Origin of the sequence: Klebsiella sp. WP4-W18-ESBL-05, assembly GCF_014169075.1 — a bacterium.
Lineage (GTDB): Bacteria > Pseudomonadota > Gammaproteobacteria > Enterobacterales > Enterobacteriaceae > Kluyvera > Kluyvera ascorbata_B.
The window spans coordinates 4,969,469-4,990,424 of sequence record NZ_AP022057.1; the positions used below are offsets into that span (position 1 = coordinate 4,969,469).

Consider the following 20,956-nt stretch of genomic DNA (forward strand, 5'->3'; position numbering starts at 1 on the left):
TCTACAGACAGGATACCTATGTCTAACCGTACCATGAGCGTTGTGATCCTTGCCGCTGGCAAAGGCACACGCATGTATTCCGAACTTCCGAAAGTGCTGCACACCCTGGCGGGAAAACCCATGGTGCAGCATGTCATTGACGCCGCTAACCATGTCGGCGCGAACCAGGTGCACCTGGTGTACGGCCACGGTGGCGATTTACTGAAGCAAACCTTAACGGAAGGTAACCTGAACTGGGTGCTTCAGGCTGAACAGCTGGGTACCGGCCACGCCATGCAGCAGGCGGCACCGTTCTTTGCTGATGACGAAGATATTCTGATGCTGTACGGCGATGTGCCGCTGATCTCGGTGGAAACGCTGCAGCGCCTGCGTGAAGCGAAGCCGCAGGGCGGCATTGGTCTGCTGACGGTCGTGCTCGACGATCCAACCGGCTATGGCCGTATTACCCGCGAAAACGGCAAAGTTTCTGGCATCGTGGAGCAGAAAGATGCGAGTGAAGAGCAGCGCCAGATTCGTGAAATTAACACCGGCATTCTGATTGCGAACGGTGCCGATCTCAAACGCTGGCTGGCGAAGCTCGACAACAACAACGCGCAGGGCGAGTTCTATATCACCGATATTATCGCGATGGCGTACCAGGAAGGGCGTGAGATTGCTGCGGTTCATCCGGCGCGTATCAGTGAAACCGACGGCGTGAATAACCGCCTGCAGCTGTCACGTCTTGAGCGTATTTATCAGTCCGAACAGGCAGAAAAATTGCTGCTGGCAGGCGTCATGCTGCGCGATCCCGCGCGCTTCGACCTGCGCGGCACGCTTACGCATGGGCGCGATGTTGAGATTGATACTAACGTTATTCTTGAAGGCAACGTCGTGCTGGGCAACCGCGTCAAAATCGGTACCGGCTGCGTCATTAAAAACAGTACCATCGGTGATGGCTGCGAAATTAGTCCATACAGCGTTGTAGAAGATGCCGTTCTCGAGGCGGCCTGTACTATCGGGCCGTTTGCTCGTCTGCGTCCCGGCGCTGAGCTGCTGGAAGGGGCACACGTCGGTAACTTTGTCGAAATGAAAAAAGCGCGTCTGGGCAAGGGCTCGAAGGCCGGTCATCTGACTTACCTCGGCGACGCTGAAATTGGCGACAACGTCAATATCGGCGCAGGGACTATCACCTGCAATTATGATGGTGCGAACAAGTTTAAAACCATTATCGGCGACGACGTGTTCGTCGGTTCCGACAGCCAGCTGGTGGCACCGGTCACCATCGGTAACGGCGTGACCATCGCCGCAGGAACCACGGTTACCCGTAATGTGGCCGATAATGAGCTGGTGCTGAGCCGCGTACCGCAGGTACACAAGCAAGGCTGGCAGCGTCCGGTGAAGAAGAAGTAGTTTTTTGTAGGCCTGATAAGGCGTAGCCGCCATCAGGCTGACAGGGGCGAGGCGATAACATAATCTCCCGCCCAACGTGCAGTACCTATAAAAATAACCCCATTCTCTACAAGGCTCGGGGCGCCCGGTATACGGGCAACAGGTTGACCGACAACGCGTAAAAAATCGGAACATAAAACTATGTGTGGAATTGTTGGCGCAGTCGCGCAACGTGATGTAGCTGAAATCCTTCTTGAAGGGCTTCGTCGTCTGGAATACCGCGGATATGACTCTGCCGGTCTGGCCGTCGTCGATGGGCAAGGGCATATGACCCGCCTGCGCCGCCTGGGCAAAGTCCAGATGCTGGCACAGGCTGCGGAAGAGCACCCGCTGCCAGGCGGCACCGGTATCGCTCACACCCGCTGGGCAACGCATGGTGAACCTTCAGAAGGCAATGCGCACCCGCATGTGTCTGATCATATTGCGGTGGTGCATAACGGCATCATCGAAAACCACGAACCGCTGCGTGAAATGCTGCAAGCACGCGGCTATGTCTTCGTTTCAGCGACCGACACCGAAGTGATTGCTCACCTGGTGCACTGGGAAATGGAACAGGGCGGTACATTACGTGAAGCCGTGCTTCGCGCGATTCCGCAGCTGCGCGGAGCGTACGGTACGGTGATCATGGATTCTCGCGATCCGAGCACGCTGCTGGCAGCGCGTTCCGGCAGTCCTTTGGTTATCGGTCTGGGCATGGGCGAGAACTTTATCGCTTCTGACCAATTAGCGCTGCTGCCGGTCACCCGTCGCTTTATCTTCCTGGAAGAGGGCGATATCGCGGAGGTTACCCGTCGTACCGTGGCCATTTTCGATAAGACTGGCGCGGAAGTGAAGCGTCAGGATATTGAATCCAACGTGCAGTATGATGCGGGTGATAAAGGCATCTACCGCCACTACATGCAAAAAGAGATCTACGAGCAGCCGAACGCGATCAAAAACACCTTAACCGGGCGTATCAGCCACGGTCAGGTGGATCTGAGCGAGTTGGGGCCGGAGGCCGATGCGCTGCTCGCTAAGGTTGAGCACATTCAGATTATCGCCTGCGGAACGTCCTATAACTCGGGCATGGTCGCGCGCTACTGGTTTGAATCGCTGGCCGGTATGCCGTGCGATGTCGAAATCGCCTCTGAATTCCGCTACCGCAAATCAGCCGTGCGCCCGAATAGCCTGGTGATCACCCTGTCGCAGTCCGGAGAAACCGCCGATACGCTGGCAGGCCTGCGTCTGACCAAGGAGCTGGGTTACCTGGGCTCGCTGGCGATTTGTAACGTGGCGGGTTCGTCGTTGGTGCGCGAGTCGGATTTGTCGATCATGACCAAGGCCGGTGCGGAAATTGGCGTCGCGTCGACCAAAGCATTCACCACTCAGCTGACCGTTTTGCTGCTGCTGGTGGCGAAAATGGCGCGTCTGAAAGGTCAGGATGCGTCCGTTGAGCACGATATCGTCCACGGTTTGCAGGCGCTGCCGAGCCGTATTGAGCAGATGCTCTCGCAGGATAAACGCATTGAAGCGCTGGCAGAAGATTTCTCTGACAAGCATCACGCGCTGTTCCTGGGCCGCGGCGATCAGTACCCCATCGCACTGGAAGGGGCATTGAAGCTGAAAGAGATCTCCTACATTCACGCAGAAGCGTATGCGGCGGGTGAACTGAAGCACGGCCCGCTGGCGCTGATTGACGCCGATATGCCGGTGATTGTTGTCGCGCCGAACAACGAGCTGCTGGAGAAACTGAAATCCAACATCGAAGAAGTGCGCGCGCGCGGCGGTGAGCTGTATGTCTTCGCCGATCAGGATGCGGCGTTCAGCAACAGCGATAACATGCATATCATCGAACTGCCGCACGTCGAAGAGGTGATTGCGCCTATCTTCTACACCGTGCCGCTGCAGCTGCTGTCTTACCACGTGGCGCTGATTAAGGGCACCGATGTGGATCAGCCGCGTAACCTGGCGAAATCGGTGACAGTCGAATAAGGTATTACTCTCTGGTAAAAAAGGCCGCATAGCGGCCTTTTTTTATCGGTGACATGGCACAATAATCGTGTGATTTTTCGTTCGAAACTTAACCATGGCACAAAATGCAAATAAAATAGCGGAATAATGATTATTCTATTTTTATCTTTTTGATATTGATTTCTTTAGCGTTATTTTAACTCCGGTATAAATTTATTCTGAATTATCATGCATTTTATGCAAAAATCTTAATGTATGTGTATAATTTAAGTATGTTATATATATATTTTGTTTTTGATTTTTGCGTGTGATATTGAAATATTACAATAATTCCATCGAGATAAATAAATTTTCATTCTGGAAATTAATTTATTTATCTTGTGACTAATTCGACTCCAGATGTATCATCCTCCTGCAATTAAACCTCTATGTATATTATCGATAAAAATAGTGGTTATTATAATCAATGTTTATGGAGTCTAAAATGAAAGGAAAATTAACGGCTATTTCTTTAGGGAAGGTGCGAATAAGCAGGTCATTTCTTCCCAAGCTGACTCGCTGATTAAAATTTCGCGGATCTGGGCCGATTTTTTTCCCGCAAACACATCGAATCAGCCTATTTAGGCTATTTTTTCCACCATTTCTGGCGTTATTTCCGGTTTTTACTGAGATCTCTCCCACTGACGTATCATTTGGTCCACCCGAAACAGGTTGGCCAGGGTGAATAACATCGCCAGTTGGTTATCGTTTTTCAGCAGCCCCTTGTATCTGGCTTTCACGAAGCCGAACTGCCGCTTGATGATGCGAAACGGGTGCTCCACCCTGGCACGGATGCTGGCTTTCATGTATTCGATGTTGATGGCCGTTTTGTTCTTGCGCGGATGCTGCTTCAAGGTTTTTACCTTGCCGGGACGCTCGGCGATCAGCCAGTCCACATCCACCTCGGCCAGCTCCTCGCGCTGTGGCGCTCCTTGGTAGCCGGCATCGGCTGAGACAAATTGCTCCTCTCCATGAAGCAGATTACCCAGCTGATTGAGGTCATGCTCGTTGGCCGCGGTGGTGACTAGGCTGTGGGTCAGGCCACTCTTGGCATCGACACCAATGTGGGCCTTCATGCCAAAGTGCCACTGATTGCCTTTCTTGGTCTGATGCATCTCCGGATCGCGTTGCTGCTCTTTGTTCTTGGTAGAGCTGGGTGCCTCAATGATGGTGGCATCCACCAAAGTGCCTTGGGTCATCATGACGCCTGCTTCGGCCAGCCAGCGATTGATGGTCTTGAACAATTGACGGGCCAGTTGATGCTGCTCGAGCAGGTGGCGGAAATTCATGATGGTGGTGCGATCCGGCAGGGCGCTATCCAGGGATAATCGGGCAAACAGGCGCATGGAGGCGATTTCGTACAGGGCATCTTCCATGGCACCGTCGCTCAGGTTGTACCAATGCTGCATGCAGTGAATACGCAGCATGGTCTCCAGCGGATAGGGCCGTCGGCCATTGCCCGCCTTGGGATAAAACGGCTCGATGACAGCGGTCATATTCTGCCATGGCAGAATCTGCTCCATGCGGGAGAGGAAAATCTCTTTTCGGGTCTGACGGCGCTTAGTGCTGAATTCACTATCGGCGAAGGTGAGTTGATGGCTCATGATGTCCCTCTGGGATGCGCTCCGGATGAATATGATGATCTCATATCAGGAACTTGTTCGCACCTTCCTTAGCCGATGTCTATATCCAGGGGGATATCACCGCTCCACAGGAGTGTGAAGTTAACGGTGGGCAAGTGATTGAAGTCAATTTTGAAAAAATACCGGCTTCTGAATTTTCGTCAACGCCGGGTTCGGCGATAACCAGCCGTAAAATTCCGATCAAAGCATCGGTGAAGTGTACGGGAATGGCGGCTGGGCAAGATGTTGAAGTTTCGCTACATGCGACGCAGACGGCGGCATCGCCCACAATGTTACAGACATCAAACGACGATGTTGGAATCAAGATTTATGATGAATACGATAAAGAAGTTGATGTGAACGGCGGGCGCATGGAAACAGATATGGGAAAACGTTCGCGTTTGGGTGAAGAAGATGGCGAGTTCAATTTCTCTGCCGCGCCCGGTAGCGCCACCGGCGCCAGGCCAAAACCCGGTACCTTTAACGCCAATGCCACGATCATCATGGAAATTAAAAACTAACGTCTTCAAGCACAACGGCTGTTTATGACAGCCGTTGTCATATTTGCCATTCTGAACCCGTCTTATTCAAAAAAAACAAGAATCTACGTGAATTATTTTTCATAATTATCAATTAGTTATGTTTTACGTGTTTGCTGTCATTAAACTGTCATAAACCTTACATATAACTGTCACCTGTTTGTCCTATTTTGCTCATCGTAGCCACTAAACAACGATTTACGAATTCTTGCAGGAGACATTATGAAAGTTATGCGTACCACTGTCGCAACTGTTGTCGCCGCGACCTTATCGATGAGCGCTTTCTCTGCCTTTGCAGCAGCAAGCCTGACGGGCGCGGGTGCAACTTTCCCTGCGCCGGTGTATGCCAAATGGGCGGATACCTACCAGAAAGAAACCGGTAATAAAGTCAATTACCAGGGTATCGGCTCCTCCGGTGGCGTAAAACAAATTACCGCTAACACCGTGGATTTCGGCGCATCTGATGCTCCGCTGTCTGACGAAAAACTGGCGCAGGAAGGCCTGTTCCAGTTCCCGACCGTGATCGGCGGTGTGGTGCTGGCCGTTAATATCCCTGGCCTGAAATCCGGCGAGCTGGTGCTCGACGGTAAAACGCTGGGCGACATCTACCTGGGTAAAATTAAGAAGTGGGATGACGAAGCCATCACCAAACTGAACCCGGGCGTGAAGCTGCCTTCTCAGAATATTGCCGTGGTCTGTCGTGCTGACGGTTCCGGCACCTCCTTCGTCTTCACCAGCTACCTGGCGAAAGTGAACGAAGAGTGGAAATCCAAAATTGGCGCAGGCTCTACCGTAAACTGGCCGACCGGTCTGGGCGGTAAAGGTAACGACGGTATTGCGGCGTTCGTACAGCGTCTGCCGGGCTCCATCGGCTATGTTGAATACGCGTATGCTAAGCAGAATAACCTGGCTTACACCAAGCTGGTTTCTGCTGATGGCAAACCGGTTAGCCCAACCGAAGACAACTTCGCTAACGCCGCTAAAGGCGTTGACTGGAGCAAAACCTTCGCGCAGGACCTGACCAACCAGAAAGGTGATAACGCGTGGCCGATTACCTCCACCACCTTTATCCTGGTCCACAAAGAGCAGAAGAAACCAGAGCAGGGCGCTGAAGTGCTGAAGTTCTTTGACTGGGCGTACAAAAACGGCGGCAAACAGGCTAACGAACTGGATTATGCCTCTCTGCCGGAAAGCGTGGTTGAGCAGGTTCGTGCTGCATGGAAAACCAACGTAAAAGACAGCAGCGGTAAAGCGCTGTACTGATGACGGTCGCCCGGCGGCAACGCCGGGCAGCTGTCAGCGTCGTGGCGGATTTTAAACTGGAAAGAGTGATTTATGGCTGCAACTAAGCCTGCTTTTAACCCACCGGGTAAAAAGGGTGACATGATATTCAGCGCGCTGGTAAGACTGGCTGCGCTGATTGTGCTATTGATGTTGGGCGGGATTATCGTTTCTCTGATCATCTCCTCCTGGCCCAGTATGGAGAAGTTCGGCTTCGCCTTCCTGTGGACCAAAGAGTGGGATGCACCTAACGACATTTACGGCGCGCTGGTGCCGATTTACGGTACGCTCGTGACCTCCTTTATCGCGCTGCTGATCGCCGTTCCGGTGAGTTTCGGTATCGCACTCTTCCTGACCGAACTGGCGCCAAACTGGCTCAAACGCCCGTTAGGTATCGCCATTGAGCTGCTGGCGGCCATCCCCAGTATCGTGTACGGCATGTGGGGCCTGTTTATCTTCGCGCCGCTGTTCGCGACCTACTTCCAGGAGCCGGTCGGCAATATTCTTTCTAACATCCCGTTTGTCGGCGCGCTGTTCTCCGGCCCGGCGTTTGGTATCGGTATCCTCGCGGCCGGGGTTATCCTCGCCATCATGATCATCCCGTATATCTCTGCCGTGATGCGTGATGTGTTCGAGCAAACCCCGGTGATGATGAAAGAGTCGGCCTACGGCATCGGCTGCACCACCTGGGAGGTTATCTGGCGTATCGTTCTGCCATTCACTAAAAACGGGGTGATAGGCGGCGTCATGCTCGGCCTGGGCCGCGCGCTGGGTGAAACGATGGCGGTGACCTTTATCATCGGCAACACCTACCAGCTCGATAGCGCCTCGCTGTATATGCCAGGCAACAGCATTACCTCCGCGCTGGCGAACGAATTCGCCGAAGCGGAATCTGGCCTGCACGTGTCTGCGCTGATGGAACTGGGCCTGATCCTGTTTGCGATTACCTTTATCGTACTGGCCGCATCGAAGTTCATGATCATGCGCCTCGCGAAGAATGAGGGGGCACGCTAATGGCTACGCTGGAAATGCAAAACACCGCTGCGCTGGCAGAGTCCCGTCGCAAAATGCAGGCCAGACGCCGCATGAAGAACCGCATTGCGCTGACGCTCTCTATGGCCACCATGATCTTCGGCCTGTTCTGGCTGGTGTGGATCCTGATGGCGACCATCACCCGCGGGATCGATGGCATGTCGCTGGCGCTGTTTACCGAAATGACGCCGCCGCCAAACACCGCCGGCGGCGGTCTGGCTAACGCCCTCGCGGGCAGCGGCCTGCTGATTCTGTGGGCCACCGTGTTTGGTACCCCGCTGGGTATTATGGCGGGCATTTACCTGGCCGAGTACGGGCGTAAGTCCTGGCTTGCCGAGGTTATCCGCTTTATTAACGACATTCTGCTTTCCGCTCCGTCGATCGTTGTGGGCCTGTTTGTCTACACCATCGTCGTGGCGCAGATGCAGCACTTCTCCGGCTGGGCGGGCGTGATTGCGCTGGCGCTGTTACAGGTGCCGATCGTCATTCGTACCACCGAAAACATGCTGAAGCTGGTGCCGGATAGCCTGCGTGAGGCCGCGTATGCGCTGGGTACGCCGAAATGGAAGATGATCTCCGCCATTACGCTAAAAGCGTCTATCTCCGGGATCATGACCGGTATCCTGCTGGCGATTGCGCGCATTGCTGGTGAAACGGCACCGCTGCTGTTTACCGCGCTCTCGAACCAGTTCTGGAGCACCGACATGATGCAGCCCATCGCCAACCTGCCGGTCACCATTTTTAAATTTGCTATGAGCCCGTTTGCTGAGTGGCAGCAGCTGGCCTGGGCCGGGGTGCTGATTATCACGCTGTGCGTCCTGCTGCTGAACATTCTGGCGCGCGTCATTTTCGCGAAGAAGAAACACGGTTAAGTTTATTGCCTTGCCGGATGGCGGCGTAAACGCCTTATCCGGCCTACGAATGACATAGATGTAGGCCTGAAAGCTGCGCGCCATCAGGCATGATGAGGAAGAGATTGAGATGAGTATGGTTAACACGACACCGGGTAAGATTTCAGTACGTGACCTGAACTTCTACTACGGCAAATTCCATGCCCTGAAGAACATCAACCTGGATATCGCCAAAAACCAGGTGACGGCGTTTATCGGACCGTCGGGCTGCGGCAAATCAACGCTGCTGCGTACCTTCAACAAAATGTTTGAGCTTTACCCGGAGCAGCGTGCGGAAGGTGAAATTCTGCTGGATGGTGACAACATTCTCACCAACACCCAGGATATCGCCCTGCTGCGCGCCAAGGTCGGCATGGTTTTCCAGAAGCCGACGCCGTTCCCGATGTCTATCTACGACAACATTGCCTTCGGCGTACGCCTGTTTGAAAAGCTGTCGCGCACCGATATGGACGAGCGCGTGCAGTGGGCCTTGACCAAGGCCGCATTATGGAATGAAACCAAAGATAAACTGCACCAGAGCGGGTACTCTCTTTCCGGTGGTCAGCAGCAGCGTCTGTGCATCGCGCGCGGTATCGCCATTCGCCCGGAAGTGCTGTTGCTGGATGAGCCGTGTTCCGCGCTCGACCCGATCTCCACCGGGCGTATCGAGGAGCTTATCACCGAGCTGAAAGAGGATTACACCGTCGTGATCGTGACCCACAACATGCAGCAGGCTGCACGTTGCTCCGACCACACGGCATTTATGTATCTGGGCGAGTTGATTGAGTTCAGCAACACGGACGATCTGTTCACCAAGCCTGCGAAGAAACAAACTGAAGACTACATTACTGGCCGCTACGGTTGATCGGGAGAGAACTGTGGACAATTTAAATCTTAATAAACATATTTCCGGCCAGTTCAACGCAGAACTGGAAAGCATCCGCACCCAGGTCATGACCATGGGCGGCATGGTTGAGCAGCAGCTTTCTGATGCTATTACCGCGATGCACAACCAGGATAGCGAGCTGGCGAAGCGCGTTATCGACGGCGACAAGCACGTCAACATGATGGAAGTGGCGATTGATGAAGCCTGTGTGCGTATCATCGCTAAACGCCAGCCTACGGCGAGCGACCTGCGTCTGGTGATGGCGATTATCAAAACCATCGCCGAGCTGGAACGTATTGGCGATGTGGCGGACAAAATCTGTCGCACCGCGCTGGAGAAATTTTCCCAGCAACACCAGCCGCTGCTGGTCAGCCTGGAGTCGCTGGGCCGTCACACCGTGCAGATGCTGCACGATGTGCTGGATGCGTTCGCGCGTATGGATCTTGATGAAGCGGTACGTATCTACCGTGAAGACAAGAAAGTGGACCAGGAATATGAAGGCATTGTGCGTCAGCTGATGACCTACATGATGGAAGACTCACGGACGATCCCAAGCGTGCTGACCGCGCTGTTCTGCGCACGCTCCATCGAGCGTATTGGCGACCGCTGCCAGAATATCTGTGAATACATCTTCTACTTCGTGAAGGGGCAGGATTTCCGCCACGTGGGCGGCGATGAGCTGGACAAGCTGCTGGCGGGGAAAGATCCTAAGGAATAAGCGGCCGCCGGGAGCACCCGGCGCCGCTGTTGTAGGCCGGATAAGGCGTTACGCCGCCATCCGGCATTCTGCGTAATGCTGCATGATGGCGCTTCGCTTATCAGGCCTACGGTTTAACCGACAATATTCCACCCGCGCGCTTTCCACAGCGCAGGCAGTTCCGCGAGATCGGTAAACGTCGTCACCTTTGGATGGTTAATCGGTTTGTTGTGCGGGTCGGCGCAGAAGTAGAACACCTCCATGCCTGCATCAATGCCCGACTGGGCGCCAGCAGAGGAGTCATCTACCAGAATACAGTGCTCAACGTTGACGTTCATCGCCTTTGCCGCGTGGAACATCAGGGCCGGATCGGGCTTCCAGCGCTGGATATCGTAGCCGCTGAACAGCTTTTCCGGGAAATGATGCAACATGCCCAGCTTACCCAGCGAGTGCTGCATTTTACTGACCGGGCCGTTAGAGACCACACACATCGGTACGCTTACCGCATCCAACAGCGCGTTGGCGCCGGCAATCACCTCCAGCTCGGTGTCGAAGAGGCGTGCGACCTCGGCGCGATAAACCGGCTCCAGATCCGCTTTCGCCAGGTTAACCCCGTGCTCTGCGTTGATGATATCGATGATCTCGTAGAGCTTTACGCCCTTAAAACGTTTAAAAATCTCTTCCAGATCGAGCGTGATGCCAAATGTTTTGAACATATGGACGTAGGCCCGTGAACAGATCACTTCGCTGTCGACCAGCGTACCGTCACAGTCGAAAAAAACCGCTTCAACTCCGGACATGTCATTTCCTTTTTAACAAGTTTAACGTTTACCTGATGCTGAATTGAGAGACGCAATCGTTGCCGTATAAGCAAAACCAATGAAAAAAAATATCTCACAACCGCGCCTATTGTCGCATTTTGGTATAGGATAGCGACGAATTTTCCTCCCTTTCTGCGGAAATAGATAATGAGTCAACAACACACCACCCCGGCAACTTCCGGTCAGGGGATACTGGAGCGCGTGTTTAAACTGCGCGAGCATGGCACAACGGCACGCACCGAAGTGATCGCCGGTTTCACTACCTTCCTGACGATGGTCTACATCGTTTTCGTAAACCCGCAAATTCTTGGCGTTGCCGGCATGGATACCAGCGCGGTGTTCGTGACCACCTGCCTGATTGCGGCGCTGGGCAGTATCCTGATGGGCGTATTTGCTAACCTGCCGGTCGCGCTGGCGCCAGCGATGGGCCTGAACGCCTTCTTCGCCTTCGTGGTGGTGCAGGCCATGGGGCTGCCTTGGCAAGTCGGTATGGGTGCTATCTTCTGGGGCGCCATTGGCCTGCTGCTGTTGACCATTTTCCGCGTCCGCTACTGGATGATTGCCAATATTCCGGTCAGCCTGCGCGTGGGGATCACCAGCGGTATCGGCCTGTTTATCGGCATGATGGGGCTGAAAAACGCCGGCGTCATCGTCGCAAACCCGGACACGCTGGTTTCCATCGGTAACCTGACCTCGCACAGCGTCCTGCTGGGCGTGCTGGGCTTCTTTATCATTGCGATTCTGGCGTCGCGCAATATCCACGCGGCGGTGCTGGTGTCTATCGTAGTCACCACTCTGCTGGGCTGGATGCTGGGCGATGTGCACTACAGCGGCATCGTCTCTGCGCCACCGAGCATCACCACCGTGGTGGGCCACGTTGATCTGGCCGGGTCGTTTAACCTGGGACTGGCGGGCGTCATCTTCTCCTTTATGCTGGTTAACCTGTTCGATTCCTCCGGTACCCTGATTGGCGTAACGGATAAAGCCGGGCTGGCCGATGCGAAAGGTAAGTTCCCGCGTATGAAGCAGGCGCTGTTCGTCGATAGCGTGTCCTCCGTTGCCGGTTCCTTTATTGGTACTTCTTCCGTCACCGCGTACATTGAATCCTCCTCTGGCGTCTCCGTGGGCGGCCGCACAGGGCTGACGGCAGTGGTTGTGGGTATTCTGTTCCTGCTGGTGATTTTCCTGTCGCCGCTGGCAGGCATGGTACCGGGCTACGCTGCTGCGGGTGCGCTGATCTACGTTGGGGTGCTGATGACCTCCAGCCTGGCGCGCGTGAAGTGGGATGATCTGACCGAAGCCGTTCCGGCGTTTATTACCGCCGTGATGATGCCGTTCAGTTTCTCAATTACCGAAGGGATTGCACTGGGCTTTATCTCTTACTGCGTGATGAAAATCGGTACCGGTCGTTTCCGCGACCTCAGCCCGTGCGTGATTGTTGTCGCGCTGCTGTTTGTACTGAAGATTGTGTTTATTGACGCACACTGATGAAGTGAACCCTCGCCCCATCGGGGTGAGGGTTTTTAAAGAACTTACGCTTTAACGCGCTGAATATACTCGCCAAACGCGGTCAACTGACCGGCCAGATGATCTAATGTACCTTGCTCGATCACTTCACCCAGCTGTGGGTCGACTTTGTTCTGAATCACGCCACCCATAAACTCCGGCTTGTTCATCACCATCGCATCCAGGAACACCAGAATCTGGCGCAGGTGATACTGACAGCGTGCGCCGCCGATAGCGCCCATCGAACTGGTCTGAATCAGTACCGGTTTACCGGACAGTGGCTGGTCCGGCATACGGGACAGCCAGTCGATAGCGTTCTTCAGCCCACCCGGGACGGAATAGTTGTATTCGGGCGTCACGATAACGACGCCGTCTGCCTGACGAATTTGCTCAGCCAGCGCCTCAACGCTCTGTGGGAACCCTTCTTCTTGCTGGAGATCGGCATCGTACAGTGGGATATCGCCGATGGACGGCAGTGCTTCAACGCTCATGCCCGCCGGGGCGATTTTCGGCAGGGTGCGTGCCACCATACCGTTAAATGAACCTTTGCGCAGGCTTCCCAATAACGTAACTACTTTCAACGCTTCAGACATGATTACTCCTTTGCATCATGAGGCTGTTTCCCAGCCGAATCAGTTGAGTATAAGCGCTTTCTCTGCCGGAAGGCTCGTGAATCTCATCAACCGCGCGGCCGGTTCGTTGGCCCGCGCCTGAGCGTCGGGCAGGCTGCGCCAGCCGTACTTACCGTCAAACTCCCATACCTTCAATTTTTCAATCGAGGGTGAGGCAGACAGCGACCACACCAGAATATCTTCTGCATCGCATATCGCTTCGAGCTGCTCGGTATGCGCGGCGCGCAGGCGGCCGGAGCCGGGCAGCAGCTGGAGCATTTGTGGGGAGTCGCGGTGAACGTCGCCGGTCATTTTCAGCACGCTCTGGCGCAGCGTAATCAGTTGCGCGCGCGCTTCATGCGGGTCGTTCTGGTTGTTGATCCACAGATTTTCATTACTGGTAAAGCGGTAGTTTTCCATTATTGTGGCCTGCGGCGTGTTACGCAGCACGCGCAGCAGTTCCATATCCAGGCCGCAGCGGCCTTCGGTCGTTAGCGCTACGCCGACAATATTACCCGCATAGGAAATGGAAAAATCAGGCAGGTGGCTATCCTTAAAGTGCGGCTTGCCCTCATCAGGCGTGACAATTTCCGGTAATTCACTGATGCCATACAGCATAAACAGCAGCTCGGCTAACAGCGCGCGTGAAGCCAGGTAACGCGTGCGGCGGTGTGCCGGTAGCTGGCGTGCGATGTTATGGCTGGTGGATGATAGCCGAACCGACAGTAGATGCCCGTCCTTAAGGATCCCTCTTGCAAAGTGCGTCGCCATTTTTCGCTCCGTGATTAATGGACAGTGGTTTATAGGAGAGTAACATTTACGCTAGTTATGATCAGGTTTTACTGCCTAAAAATGCGATTGAAAAGGGGTATTACGAGACTTTTACACTTTCCCCTAACTGAAATGGACTATTTTTACGAATAACTCATCAGGAAACACCGAGATATAAGGCTTTAAGCGTTTCACGCAGCCAGATAATTTTCGGGTTGTGACTATTTCGTTTATGCCAGAGCAGGGTGAACGGCACCAGCAGCTTATCTTGCTGTGCGGCGTCGAATGGCAGGGGGCGAGCGACCAACGGCAGCTGGTGAAGTTGATTGTAATACTGACAGTAGCGCGGCGCGGTCGCCAGCATGGTGTGATCCGGCTGAGCGGCCATAAACAGCGACTGCTCGAACCCCGGCAGGCTGAGGGCAATATTGCGCTCGCGGCCCATCTCTTGCAGGACATCGTCCAGCGCCCAGGTGTCGCTTTGCTCCCAGCAAATACTGATGTGGGGATAGCGCAGAAACGTCTCCAGGTTCCACTCTTCCTGCAGCGCCGGATGATCCTCACGCAGCCACACCCACGGAAGATCGGTGAATAGCACTTCGTAATCGATCGACAGCGGCAGCAGGCTTAGCAGCTCGCGGGATCGCGGATGGCTCTCGCGCCCGGTAAAACCGATGTCGACCTCACCGCGGATGATGGCGTCCAGTGAATCGTAGTCCCAGTTGCGGACTTTGATCGTGGCCTTTGGATAACGTTGATAGATCTGTTGTGACAGGGCGTTGAACAGGATCATGATCAGCGGCGATTCGGCCACCAGATCGAACTTCAGCCCACGCGGCGTTTCATGATGCGGCTTATCGAGCAGCTGGTTGGCCATCTGCATCCACTCCGCCAGGCTTTGCTCCATGCTAAACATCAGCGGCGTCGGCGTCAGCCCCAGCGGTGTGTTCACAAACAACGGATCGTCAAACCAGGCGCGCAGCTTCGCCAGAGATTTACTCACCGCCGACGGCGTGACGTTCATCCGTTTGGCGGTTTTGGTAACGCTGCGCTCCTGCATCAGGAGCTGCAGGCAAAGCAGAAGGTTAAGATCGAGGCTGGTGAGCGGTTTCTTCATGTGCAGACGCGGACCGGTTAGGAGCAACTGAAATAATCAGCATGATGCTCACTATGCTACAGCCAATCAGTATCCCGATCAGCATATTCAGCGCGTCGAAGCCAAGGATAGCCGCCAGCCAAATCCACAGCGATGAGCCGCACACCTGCGCAATCCCCAGCGCCGAGCTGGCGACGCCCGCGCGCAGGGAGAACGGGCCTAGCGCCTGGCTCATCGCCACGCCAAATCCCACCGAGAAACCGGCACAGATTAAGGTCAGCCCGAAGAGGGTGAACGCGTGGGTTGTCGCGAGAATTAAGACGATACCCGCGGCCAGGAATAACGTCTGTGAAGTGAGCATCAGCGTACGGGGTTTAAACAGACTCAGGGCGAACGGGGTAGAGAAGGAGACCGCCATGCTGATGCCTGCGGTCATCGCCATGGTGGTGGCGTATTCGCCGCGGTCGAAGCCCATCACTTCCATCAGCAGCACCGGAGAGGTGTTTACGAAGGTGAGGATCACCGACACGCTGAGGGTGGTTATCGCCAGGCGACTCAGGAAAAAGCGATTTAGCAGCGATTCGGCAGCGTGATGCTGCTGCGTCGAGGCCGTCAGAGCCGCTGGACGCGATTCTCGCAGGATAAATACCGACAGCAGGCAAACGACCACGCCCATGCCGATCATCGTGTAGAACAGGCTCTGCCACGGGTATTTGAGCATAATCAGGTGCCCCATGACCGGCGCCAGTACCGGCACGATACAGGTAATCCCGTTGAGCAACGACAGCACTTTAGCCCGACGGCGGTCGTCAAGCGTATCGCGCAGAATCGCGAAAGCCACCACGTAGCAGCAGCCCGCGCCGATGCCCTGAATAAAGCGGCCGACGAGAAACGGCGTGCCGCTTTCTGCCAGTGAGCAGAGAGCGGAGGCTGCGATGTAAATCAACGCGCCGACAATCGCGACCGGCTTACGTCCTGATTGGTCGGCAACTTTACCGGCAAACAACATGGCGGTGGCCATGCCGGCCAGATAGACCGAGAAGGCGATATGCAGCTGCGCTTCGCTGGCCTGTAAATCGGCCGCAATGCGGGGCAACCCGACCAGATACATATCGATACCGGCGGGATAAAGCAAAACTAAGGCAAAACTGCACAGAAGAAAGCGTGTCATAGCGACCTCACGGGAAATGTGGCGCTAAGCATACGGGGAGAGCGGTGATGTCACGAGTTGCCATTTGGACAACAGTGATTTCCTGCTGGGAAATCACTTGTCGCCGGAGGGCGGCCTTGCCTTATCCGGCCAACGGGGCCTGTAGGCCCGGTAAGCATCGCGCCACCGGGCAACACACCGTTATTTACCGATACAGAAGCTGGAGAAAATCCGCCCTAGCAGGTCGTCGGAGGTAAATTCCCCGGTGATCTCACTGAGATTCTGCTGTGCCAGACGAAGCTCCTCTGCCAGCAATTCTCCGGCCCAGGCACCCAGAAGCTGGGCTTTACCCTGCTGTAGGTGTTCTGCGGCCTCTGAAAGTGCCTGCAGGTGACGACGGCGCGCCAGGAAACCGCCTTCCATATTGGTTTCAAAGCCCATGCTCTGCTTGAGATGGTTACGCAGCACGTCCACGCCTTCGCCGGTACGGGCGGAGAGGCGAACAAGTGAGTACTCATTCACTTCACTCAGACCCAGCGTCTCGCCGGTGATATCCGCTTTGTTACGCACCACGGTAATCGGCAGGTTTTTCGGCAGGCGGGCGATAAAGTCTGGCCAAATCTCTGCCGGGTCGGTGGCGCTGGTGGTGGTGCCGTCCACCATAAACAGTACGCGATCGGCCTGCTCAATTTCCTGCCACGCACGTTCGATACCGATACGCTCGACTTCATCGTTGGCGTCGCGCAGACCGGCGGTATCGATGATATGCAGCGGCATCCCGTCGATGTGGATATGCTCGCGCAGCACGTCGCGGGTGGTACCGGCAATATCGGTAACGATAGCCGCTTCACGTCCCGCCAGCGCGTTCAACAGGCTCGATTTCCCGGCGTTCGGGCGCCCGGCGATAACCACCTTCATCCCTTCGCGCAGCAGGCTGCCCTGGCGCGCTTCGGCGCGGACGGCGTCGAGATCGGCAATCACGGTATTAAGTTGCGCTTCGATTTTACCGTCGGAGAGGAAGTCGATCTCCTCGTCCGGGAAGTCGATGGCCGCTTCGACGTAGATGCGCAGGTGAGTAAGTGCTTCCACAAGGTGATTTACGCGGGTGGAAAATGCACCTTGCAGCGAGTTCAGCGCGGAGCGTGCGGCCTGCTCGGAGCTGGCGTCGATGAGGTCGGCAATGGCTTCAGCCTGGGCCAGATCGAGCTTATCGTTTAAAAACGCGCGCTCGGAGAATTCGCCCGGGTTGGCGATACGCACGCCCGGCAGCGTCAGAATACGTTTGAGTAGCAGGTCGAGGATCACCGGGCCGCCGTGGCCCTGAAGCTCCAGCACATCTTCACCGGTAAAGGAATTCGGGCCCGGGAACCACAGCGCAATGCCCTGATCCAGCGCGCTGCCATCGACGTCTCTAAACGGCAGGTAGTCGGCATAGCGCGGCTTTGGCAGCTTGCCCAGCACCGCCTGCGCCACGTCGCGAGCCTTCAGGCCGGAGATGCGCAGAATGCCCACCCCACCGCGTCCCGGTGGGGTAGCCTGGGCGACGATAGTGTCGTTATGGCTCATGGTTTGTCTCAACTTTGTTGCAATAAAAAAAGGCGGTCATTCGACCGCCCTTTGATTTTCGTTCCGTTTGCCGGATGGCGGCTTCGCCTTATCCGGCCTACAACCTACAACCGAATCAGGATTTTTTCTTCTCGCGGCTATGCAGGCCACGTTTTTCCAGACCACGGTAGATCAGCTGCTGCTGAATAATGGTTACCAGGTTGCTGACGATATAGTAAACCACCAGACCTGACGGGAACCACAGGAAGAACACCGTGAAGATGACCGGCATAAAGGTCATGATCTTCTGCTGCATCGGGTCGGTCACGGTAGTCGGAGACATCTTCTGGATGAAGAACATCGTCGCGCCCATGATGATCGGCAGGATGTAGTACGGGTCCTGTGCGGACAAGTCGTGGATCCACAGGATAAACGGCGCATGACGCAGTTCAACTGAGGCGCTCAGCATGTAGTACAGCGCAAGGAAGATTGGCATCTGAATAATCAGCGGGAAGCAGCCACCCAGTGGGTTAACTTTTTCCGCTTTATACAGGGCCATCATTTCCTGGCTCTGACGCTGTTTGTCATCGCCCAGACGCTCACGCATTGCCTGAATCTTCGGCTGCAGCATACGCATCTTCGCCATGGAGGTGTACTGCGCTTTGGTCAGCGGGTACATGATGCCACGAACGATAAAGGTGATAACGATGATGGAGAAGCCCCAGTTACCCAGGAAGCTATGGATCCATTTCAGCAGTTTGAACAGCGGCTGAGAGATGAACCACAGCCAGCCGTAGTCGACGGTCAGATCCAGGTGCGGCGCAACGGCGGCCATTTTGTCCTGAATTGCCGGGCCAACCCACAGGGTGCTCTGCAGTTTATCTGCCTGGCCTGGCTGTACCAGAACCGGCTGAGATTTGTAGCCAATCGCCACTACGCCATTACCGAGGTTAGCGGTGTAGAAGTTATTGGTACCGTTGTTCTGCGGAACCCATGCAGTCGTGAAGTACTGCTGCAGCATGGCAACCCAACCGTTTTTGGTGTTGGTGTTCAGGTTCTCGTTATCAACGATGGTATCGAATTTATATTTTTCGTACTTAGAGTCAGACGTTGAATACGCTGCGCCACGGAAGGTGTGCATGGTAGACAGGCCGCCGGTCTGCGTATCACGCGCAGTAGGCAGGGCCGCAGTCTGCTTCAGCTGACCGAAGGTAGACACTTCCAGCGGTTTCTCGCCGGCGTTCTTCACGTCGTAGCCAACGTTCACCGCATAATCACCGCGTTTCAGGGTGAAAGTTTTGGTGAAGACGTTGCCTGCTTTATCGGTATAGGTCAGCGGAACGACGATTTCGTTCTGGCCATCGGCCAGTACAAACGCATCTTTATCGACGTTATACAGCGGACGCGGGCCATTAGCCGGGTTGTCCGGGCCGTCACGACCGGTTAAGCCGCTCTGCGCCTGATAGACAAACTGAGGAGTGGTTTCCAGTAACTGGAACGGTTCGTCAGACTTCAGCGTTTTTGGGTACGCCGGAAGCAGCGCTTGCTCAATATCACCACCGCGGGTGTTGATAGTCAGCTCAAGCACGTCAGTTTTAACCGTAATCAGTTTTCCTTGGCCACTGGCCGGTACGCCCTGGTCGGCGGCGCTACCCGCTGCTGTGGTCGTAGTCTGCGTGGTCTGCTGCTGGGTCTGAGGATTGTGGTCCTGTTCCCAAGCTTGCCAGATCATGAAAGACACGAACAACAAAGCGATGATAAGAAGATTGCGTTGCGAATCCATCGTTAGTGTTCTCTGGTATCAAATGGTCCGGGCGGGACGGGATCGTCACCACCAGGGTGTAAAGGGTGGCATTTTAATACGCGTTTCACTGTCAACCAACTGCCTTTTATCACTCCAAACCTGCGCAATGCCTCAATTCCGTATTGAGAACAGGTTGGGGTGAAACGGCAATGCGGCCCGAGTAGCGGACTAATCAGGCGCTGATAGACCCGAATCAGGCCTATCAGGAGCCGCGAGAAAGGCGACAGTGACGGCGCCATAATTTTTCCAACGCTTCCGAGAGAGCACGGTTATCGAGGTCGGCAACCCCTTTCTTCGCCACCACCACGAAATCCATTGGCGGGAGTTCATGCTGACGCAAACGGAAGCTTTCACGCGTCAGACGTTTAATCCGATTGCGTTCATGTGCGCGTTTAACGTTTTTCTTGGCGACGGTAAGACCGATACGGGGATGCCCCAGCGAATTCAGGCGGCCGAGGATGGTGATTTGCGGCGTGCCAGCCCGTTGTGGCTGCTGGAAGACGAATGTGAAATGATTGGGAGTTAACAAGCGTAACTCCCTGGGAAATGCTAGCTTAACCACTCGAGGGGTTAGCTTTATTACTTAGAAACGGTCAGACGAGAACGGCCTTTAGCACGACGACGTGCCAGAACCTGACGACCATTTTTAGTAGCCATACGAGCACGGAAGCCGTGAGAACGGTTGCGCTTCAGTACAGACGGTTGAAAAGTGCGTTTCATGGCGATTTCTACCTAAACTTGAATAAATTCAATGGCTTTATTGGATATCCGACCGAAAATTGAACGACGGACGCCGAAGCCATGGGTGATTAAAGAGGCCGGATTGTAATAATTGTACACTCCGGAGTCAATTCTCTTTCCTTATTTACCGCGTAAAAAACCGCGTTCGACCGCCGTTTTTTGCCCGGTAAATGAGCAGCGTCCCTCACCGAAATTCGAGCAGTACACGCCGGGTGGGGGATTATACGGGCTGCCCGTTAAAGCGCAAGGATCATCCTGGATCTTTGTTAGATCATTTAAGCAGAAATTTGTCGCTAGTCATTAATTTTTCCAATATGCGAAGGAAATCGTGCCTTCTCCTTGCCGGGATCGTTTACACTTAGCGCTTCTGGATCCACCCTGTGGATAAATCGGGAAGAATCTGTGAGAAACAGAAGATCTCTGGCGCAGTTTACGCTATGATCCTCGGCCCGATCGCGATCGGTGGATCGTAACAGGGGAAAATAACCGCGTTATTTCAGCAGAATGTCTGAAAGAGGCCGTTGAAAACCGCAGATAGCGGTTCGCA

General features: G+C 54.7%; 21 protein-coding genes. 9 read left to right on the forward strand and 12 right to left on the reverse strand.

Going from position 1 to position 20,956, the window contains the following annotated elements:
• Positions 1-18 precede the first annotated feature (18 nt).
• Both glmU and glmS read left to right on the forward strand, forming a co-directional pair.
• Entirely contained in the window at positions 19-1,389 is a 1,371-nt protein-coding gene (gene glmU, locus H7R58_RS23650; RefSeq protein WP_182929745.1) for a bifunctional UDP-N-acetylglucosamine diphosphorylase/glucosamine-1-phosphate N-acetyltransferase GlmU, read from the forward strand.
• A gap of 180 nt (positions 1,390-1,569) precedes the next feature.
• Positions 1,570-3,399 (forward strand): glutamine--fructose-6-phosphate transaminase (isomerizing), encoded by a 1,830-nt coding sequence (gene glmS / locus H7R58_RS23655; protein ID WP_106930116.1) that lies wholly within the window; start codon positions 1,570-1,572, stop codon positions 3,397-3,399.
• 414 nt (positions 3,400-3,813) lie between these two features.
• Here glmS and H7R58_RS25525 read toward each other — a convergent pair whose 3' ends face one another.
• Together H7R58_RS25525 and H7R58_RS23660 are read right to left on the reverse strand one after the other, a co-directional pair.
• The gene (locus H7R58_RS25525) at positions 3,814-4,059 is read right to left on the reverse strand and encodes a hypothetical protein (RefSeq protein ID WP_320108687.1); all 246 of its coding nucleotides are present in this window, start codon (positions 4,057-4,059) and stop codon (positions 3,814-3,816) included.
• Positions 4,041-5,021 carry an IS5-like element ISKpn26 family transposase gene (locus H7R58_RS23660; RefSeq protein ID WP_000019445.1) on the reverse strand — a complete coding sequence of 327 codons (981 nt, stop codon included), beginning with the start codon at positions 5,019-5,021 and terminating at the stop codon, positions 4,041-4,043. The genes H7R58_RS25525 and H7R58_RS23660 overlap by 19 nt, the downstream gene beginning before the upstream one ends.
• A 53-nt stretch (positions 5,022-5,074) precedes the next feature.
• Between H7R58_RS23660 and H7R58_RS23665 the strand changes: the two genes are divergently transcribed.
• The 6 genes from H7R58_RS23665 to phoU all read left to right on the forward strand — a co-directional run bounded on the left by H7R58_RS23665 (position 5,075) and on the right by phoU (position 10,385).
• Positions 5,075-5,560: a fimbrial protein gene (locus H7R58_RS23665; protein ID WP_182934543.1), complete on the forward strand. Its 486-nt coding sequence runs from the start codon at positions 5,075-5,077 to the stop codon at positions 5,558-5,560.
• A 240-nt stretch (positions 5,561-5,800) separates the two neighbouring features.
• Entirely contained in the window at positions 5,801-6,841 is a 1,041-nt protein-coding gene (pstS, locus tag H7R58_RS23670; RefSeq protein ID WP_182934544.1) for a phosphate ABC transporter substrate-binding protein PstS, read from the forward strand.
• A gap of 72 nt (positions 6,842-6,913) precedes the next feature.
• A complete protein-coding gene (gene pstC / locus H7R58_RS23675) occupies positions 6,914-7,873 on the forward strand; it encodes a phosphate ABC transporter permease PstC (RefSeq protein WP_106930132.1) in 960 nt (319 codons plus the stop codon).
• The gene (gene pstA / locus H7R58_RS23680) at positions 7,873-8,763 is read left to right on the forward strand and encodes a phosphate ABC transporter permease PstA (RefSeq protein ID WP_106930134.1); all 891 of its coding nucleotides are present in this window, start codon (positions 7,873-7,875) and stop codon (positions 8,761-8,763) included. Before pstC ends, pstA begins: the two co-directional genes overlap by 1 nt.
• A 109-nt stretch (positions 8,764-8,872) precedes the next feature.
• The gene (pstB, locus tag H7R58_RS23685; protein ID WP_035893601.1) at positions 8,873-9,646 is read left to right on the forward strand and encodes a phosphate ABC transporter ATP-binding protein PstB; all 774 of its coding nucleotides are present in this window, start codon (positions 8,873-8,875) and stop codon (positions 9,644-9,646) included.
• 13 nt (positions 9,647-9,659) lie between these two features.
• Positions 9,660-10,385, forward strand: a complete 726-nt coding sequence (phoU, locus tag H7R58_RS23690; protein WP_012907987.1) for a phosphate signaling complex protein PhoU — start codon at positions 9,660-9,662, stop codon at positions 10,383-10,385.
• Between the two features lie 113 nt (positions 10,386-10,498).
• On the opposite strand, the gene yieH is transcribed toward phoU, so the two are convergent.
• On the reverse strand, positions 10,499-11,164 hold the full coding sequence (gene yieH, locus H7R58_RS23695) for a 6-phosphogluconate phosphatase (RefSeq protein WP_106930136.1): 666 nt from the start codon (positions 11,162-11,164) through the stop codon (positions 10,499-10,501).
• Between the two features lie 168 nt (positions 11,165-11,332).
• Here yieH and adeP point away from each other — a divergent pair, with 168 nt between their 5' ends.
• Complete coding sequence (adeP, locus tag H7R58_RS23700) at positions 11,333-12,673, forward strand: adenine permease AdeP (RefSeq protein WP_182929749.1); 1,341 nt, start codon at positions 11,333-11,335, stop codon at positions 12,671-12,673.
• 44 nt (positions 12,674-12,717) lie between these two features.
• Here adeP and H7R58_RS23705 read toward each other — a convergent pair whose 3' ends face one another.
• The 9 genes from H7R58_RS23705 to rpmH form a co-directional block, all read right to left on the reverse strand.
• Entirely contained in the window at positions 12,718-13,284 is a 567-nt protein-coding gene (locus H7R58_RS23705) for an NADPH-dependent FMN reductase (RefSeq protein ID WP_106930142.1), read from the reverse strand.
• Positions 13,285-13,323: 39 nt separating this feature from the next.
• Positions 13,324-14,073 (reverse strand): 4'-phosphopantetheinyl transferase family protein, encoded by a 750-nt coding sequence (locus tag H7R58_RS23710; protein WP_106930144.1) that lies wholly within the window; start codon positions 14,071-14,073, stop codon positions 13,324-13,326.
• 157 nt (positions 14,074-14,230) lie between these two features.
• Positions 14,231-15,190 carry an HTH-type transcriptional regulator YidZ gene (gene yidZ / locus H7R58_RS23715; RefSeq protein WP_182934545.1) on the reverse strand — a complete coding sequence of 320 codons (960 nt, stop codon included), beginning with the start codon at positions 15,188-15,190 and terminating at the stop codon, positions 14,231-14,233.
• Entirely contained in the window at positions 15,159-16,340 is a 1,182-nt protein-coding gene (locus H7R58_RS23720; protein ID WP_106930150.1) for an MFS transporter, read from the reverse strand. Before H7R58_RS23720 ends, yidZ begins: the two co-directional genes overlap by 32 nt.
• A gap of 180 nt (positions 16,341-16,520) precedes the next feature.
• On the reverse strand, positions 16,521-17,885 hold the full coding sequence (mnmE, locus tag H7R58_RS23725) for a tRNA uridine-5-carboxymethylaminomethyl(34) synthesis GTPase MnmE (RefSeq protein ID WP_182929751.1): 1,365 nt from the start codon (positions 17,883-17,885) through the stop codon (positions 16,521-16,523).
• A gap of 115 nt (positions 17,886-18,000) precedes the next feature.
• Positions 18,001-19,647, reverse strand: a complete 1,647-nt coding sequence (gene yidC, locus H7R58_RS23730) for a membrane protein insertase YidC (RefSeq protein ID WP_106930155.1) — start codon at positions 19,645-19,647, stop codon at positions 18,001-18,003.
• 2 nt (positions 19,648-19,649) lie between these two features.
• Positions 19,650-19,907 carry a membrane protein insertion efficiency factor YidD gene (gene yidD / locus H7R58_RS23735; RefSeq protein ID WP_106930158.1) on the reverse strand — a complete coding sequence of 86 codons (258 nt, stop codon included), beginning with the start codon at positions 19,905-19,907 and terminating at the stop codon, positions 19,650-19,652.
• Positions 19,871-20,230, reverse strand: coding sequence for a ribonuclease P protein component (gene rnpA, locus H7R58_RS23740; protein ID WP_106930161.1), 360 nt, complete (start codon positions 20,228-20,230; stop codon positions 19,871-19,873). Before rnpA ends, yidD begins: the two co-directional genes overlap by 37 nt.
• Before the next feature lie 17 nt (positions 20,231-20,247).
• Positions 20,248-20,388 (reverse strand): 50S ribosomal protein L34, encoded by a 141-nt coding sequence (gene rpmH, locus H7R58_RS23745; RefSeq protein ID WP_003849659.1) that lies wholly within the window; start codon positions 20,386-20,388, stop codon positions 20,248-20,250.
• Positions 20,389-20,956: the final 568 nt, after the last annotated feature.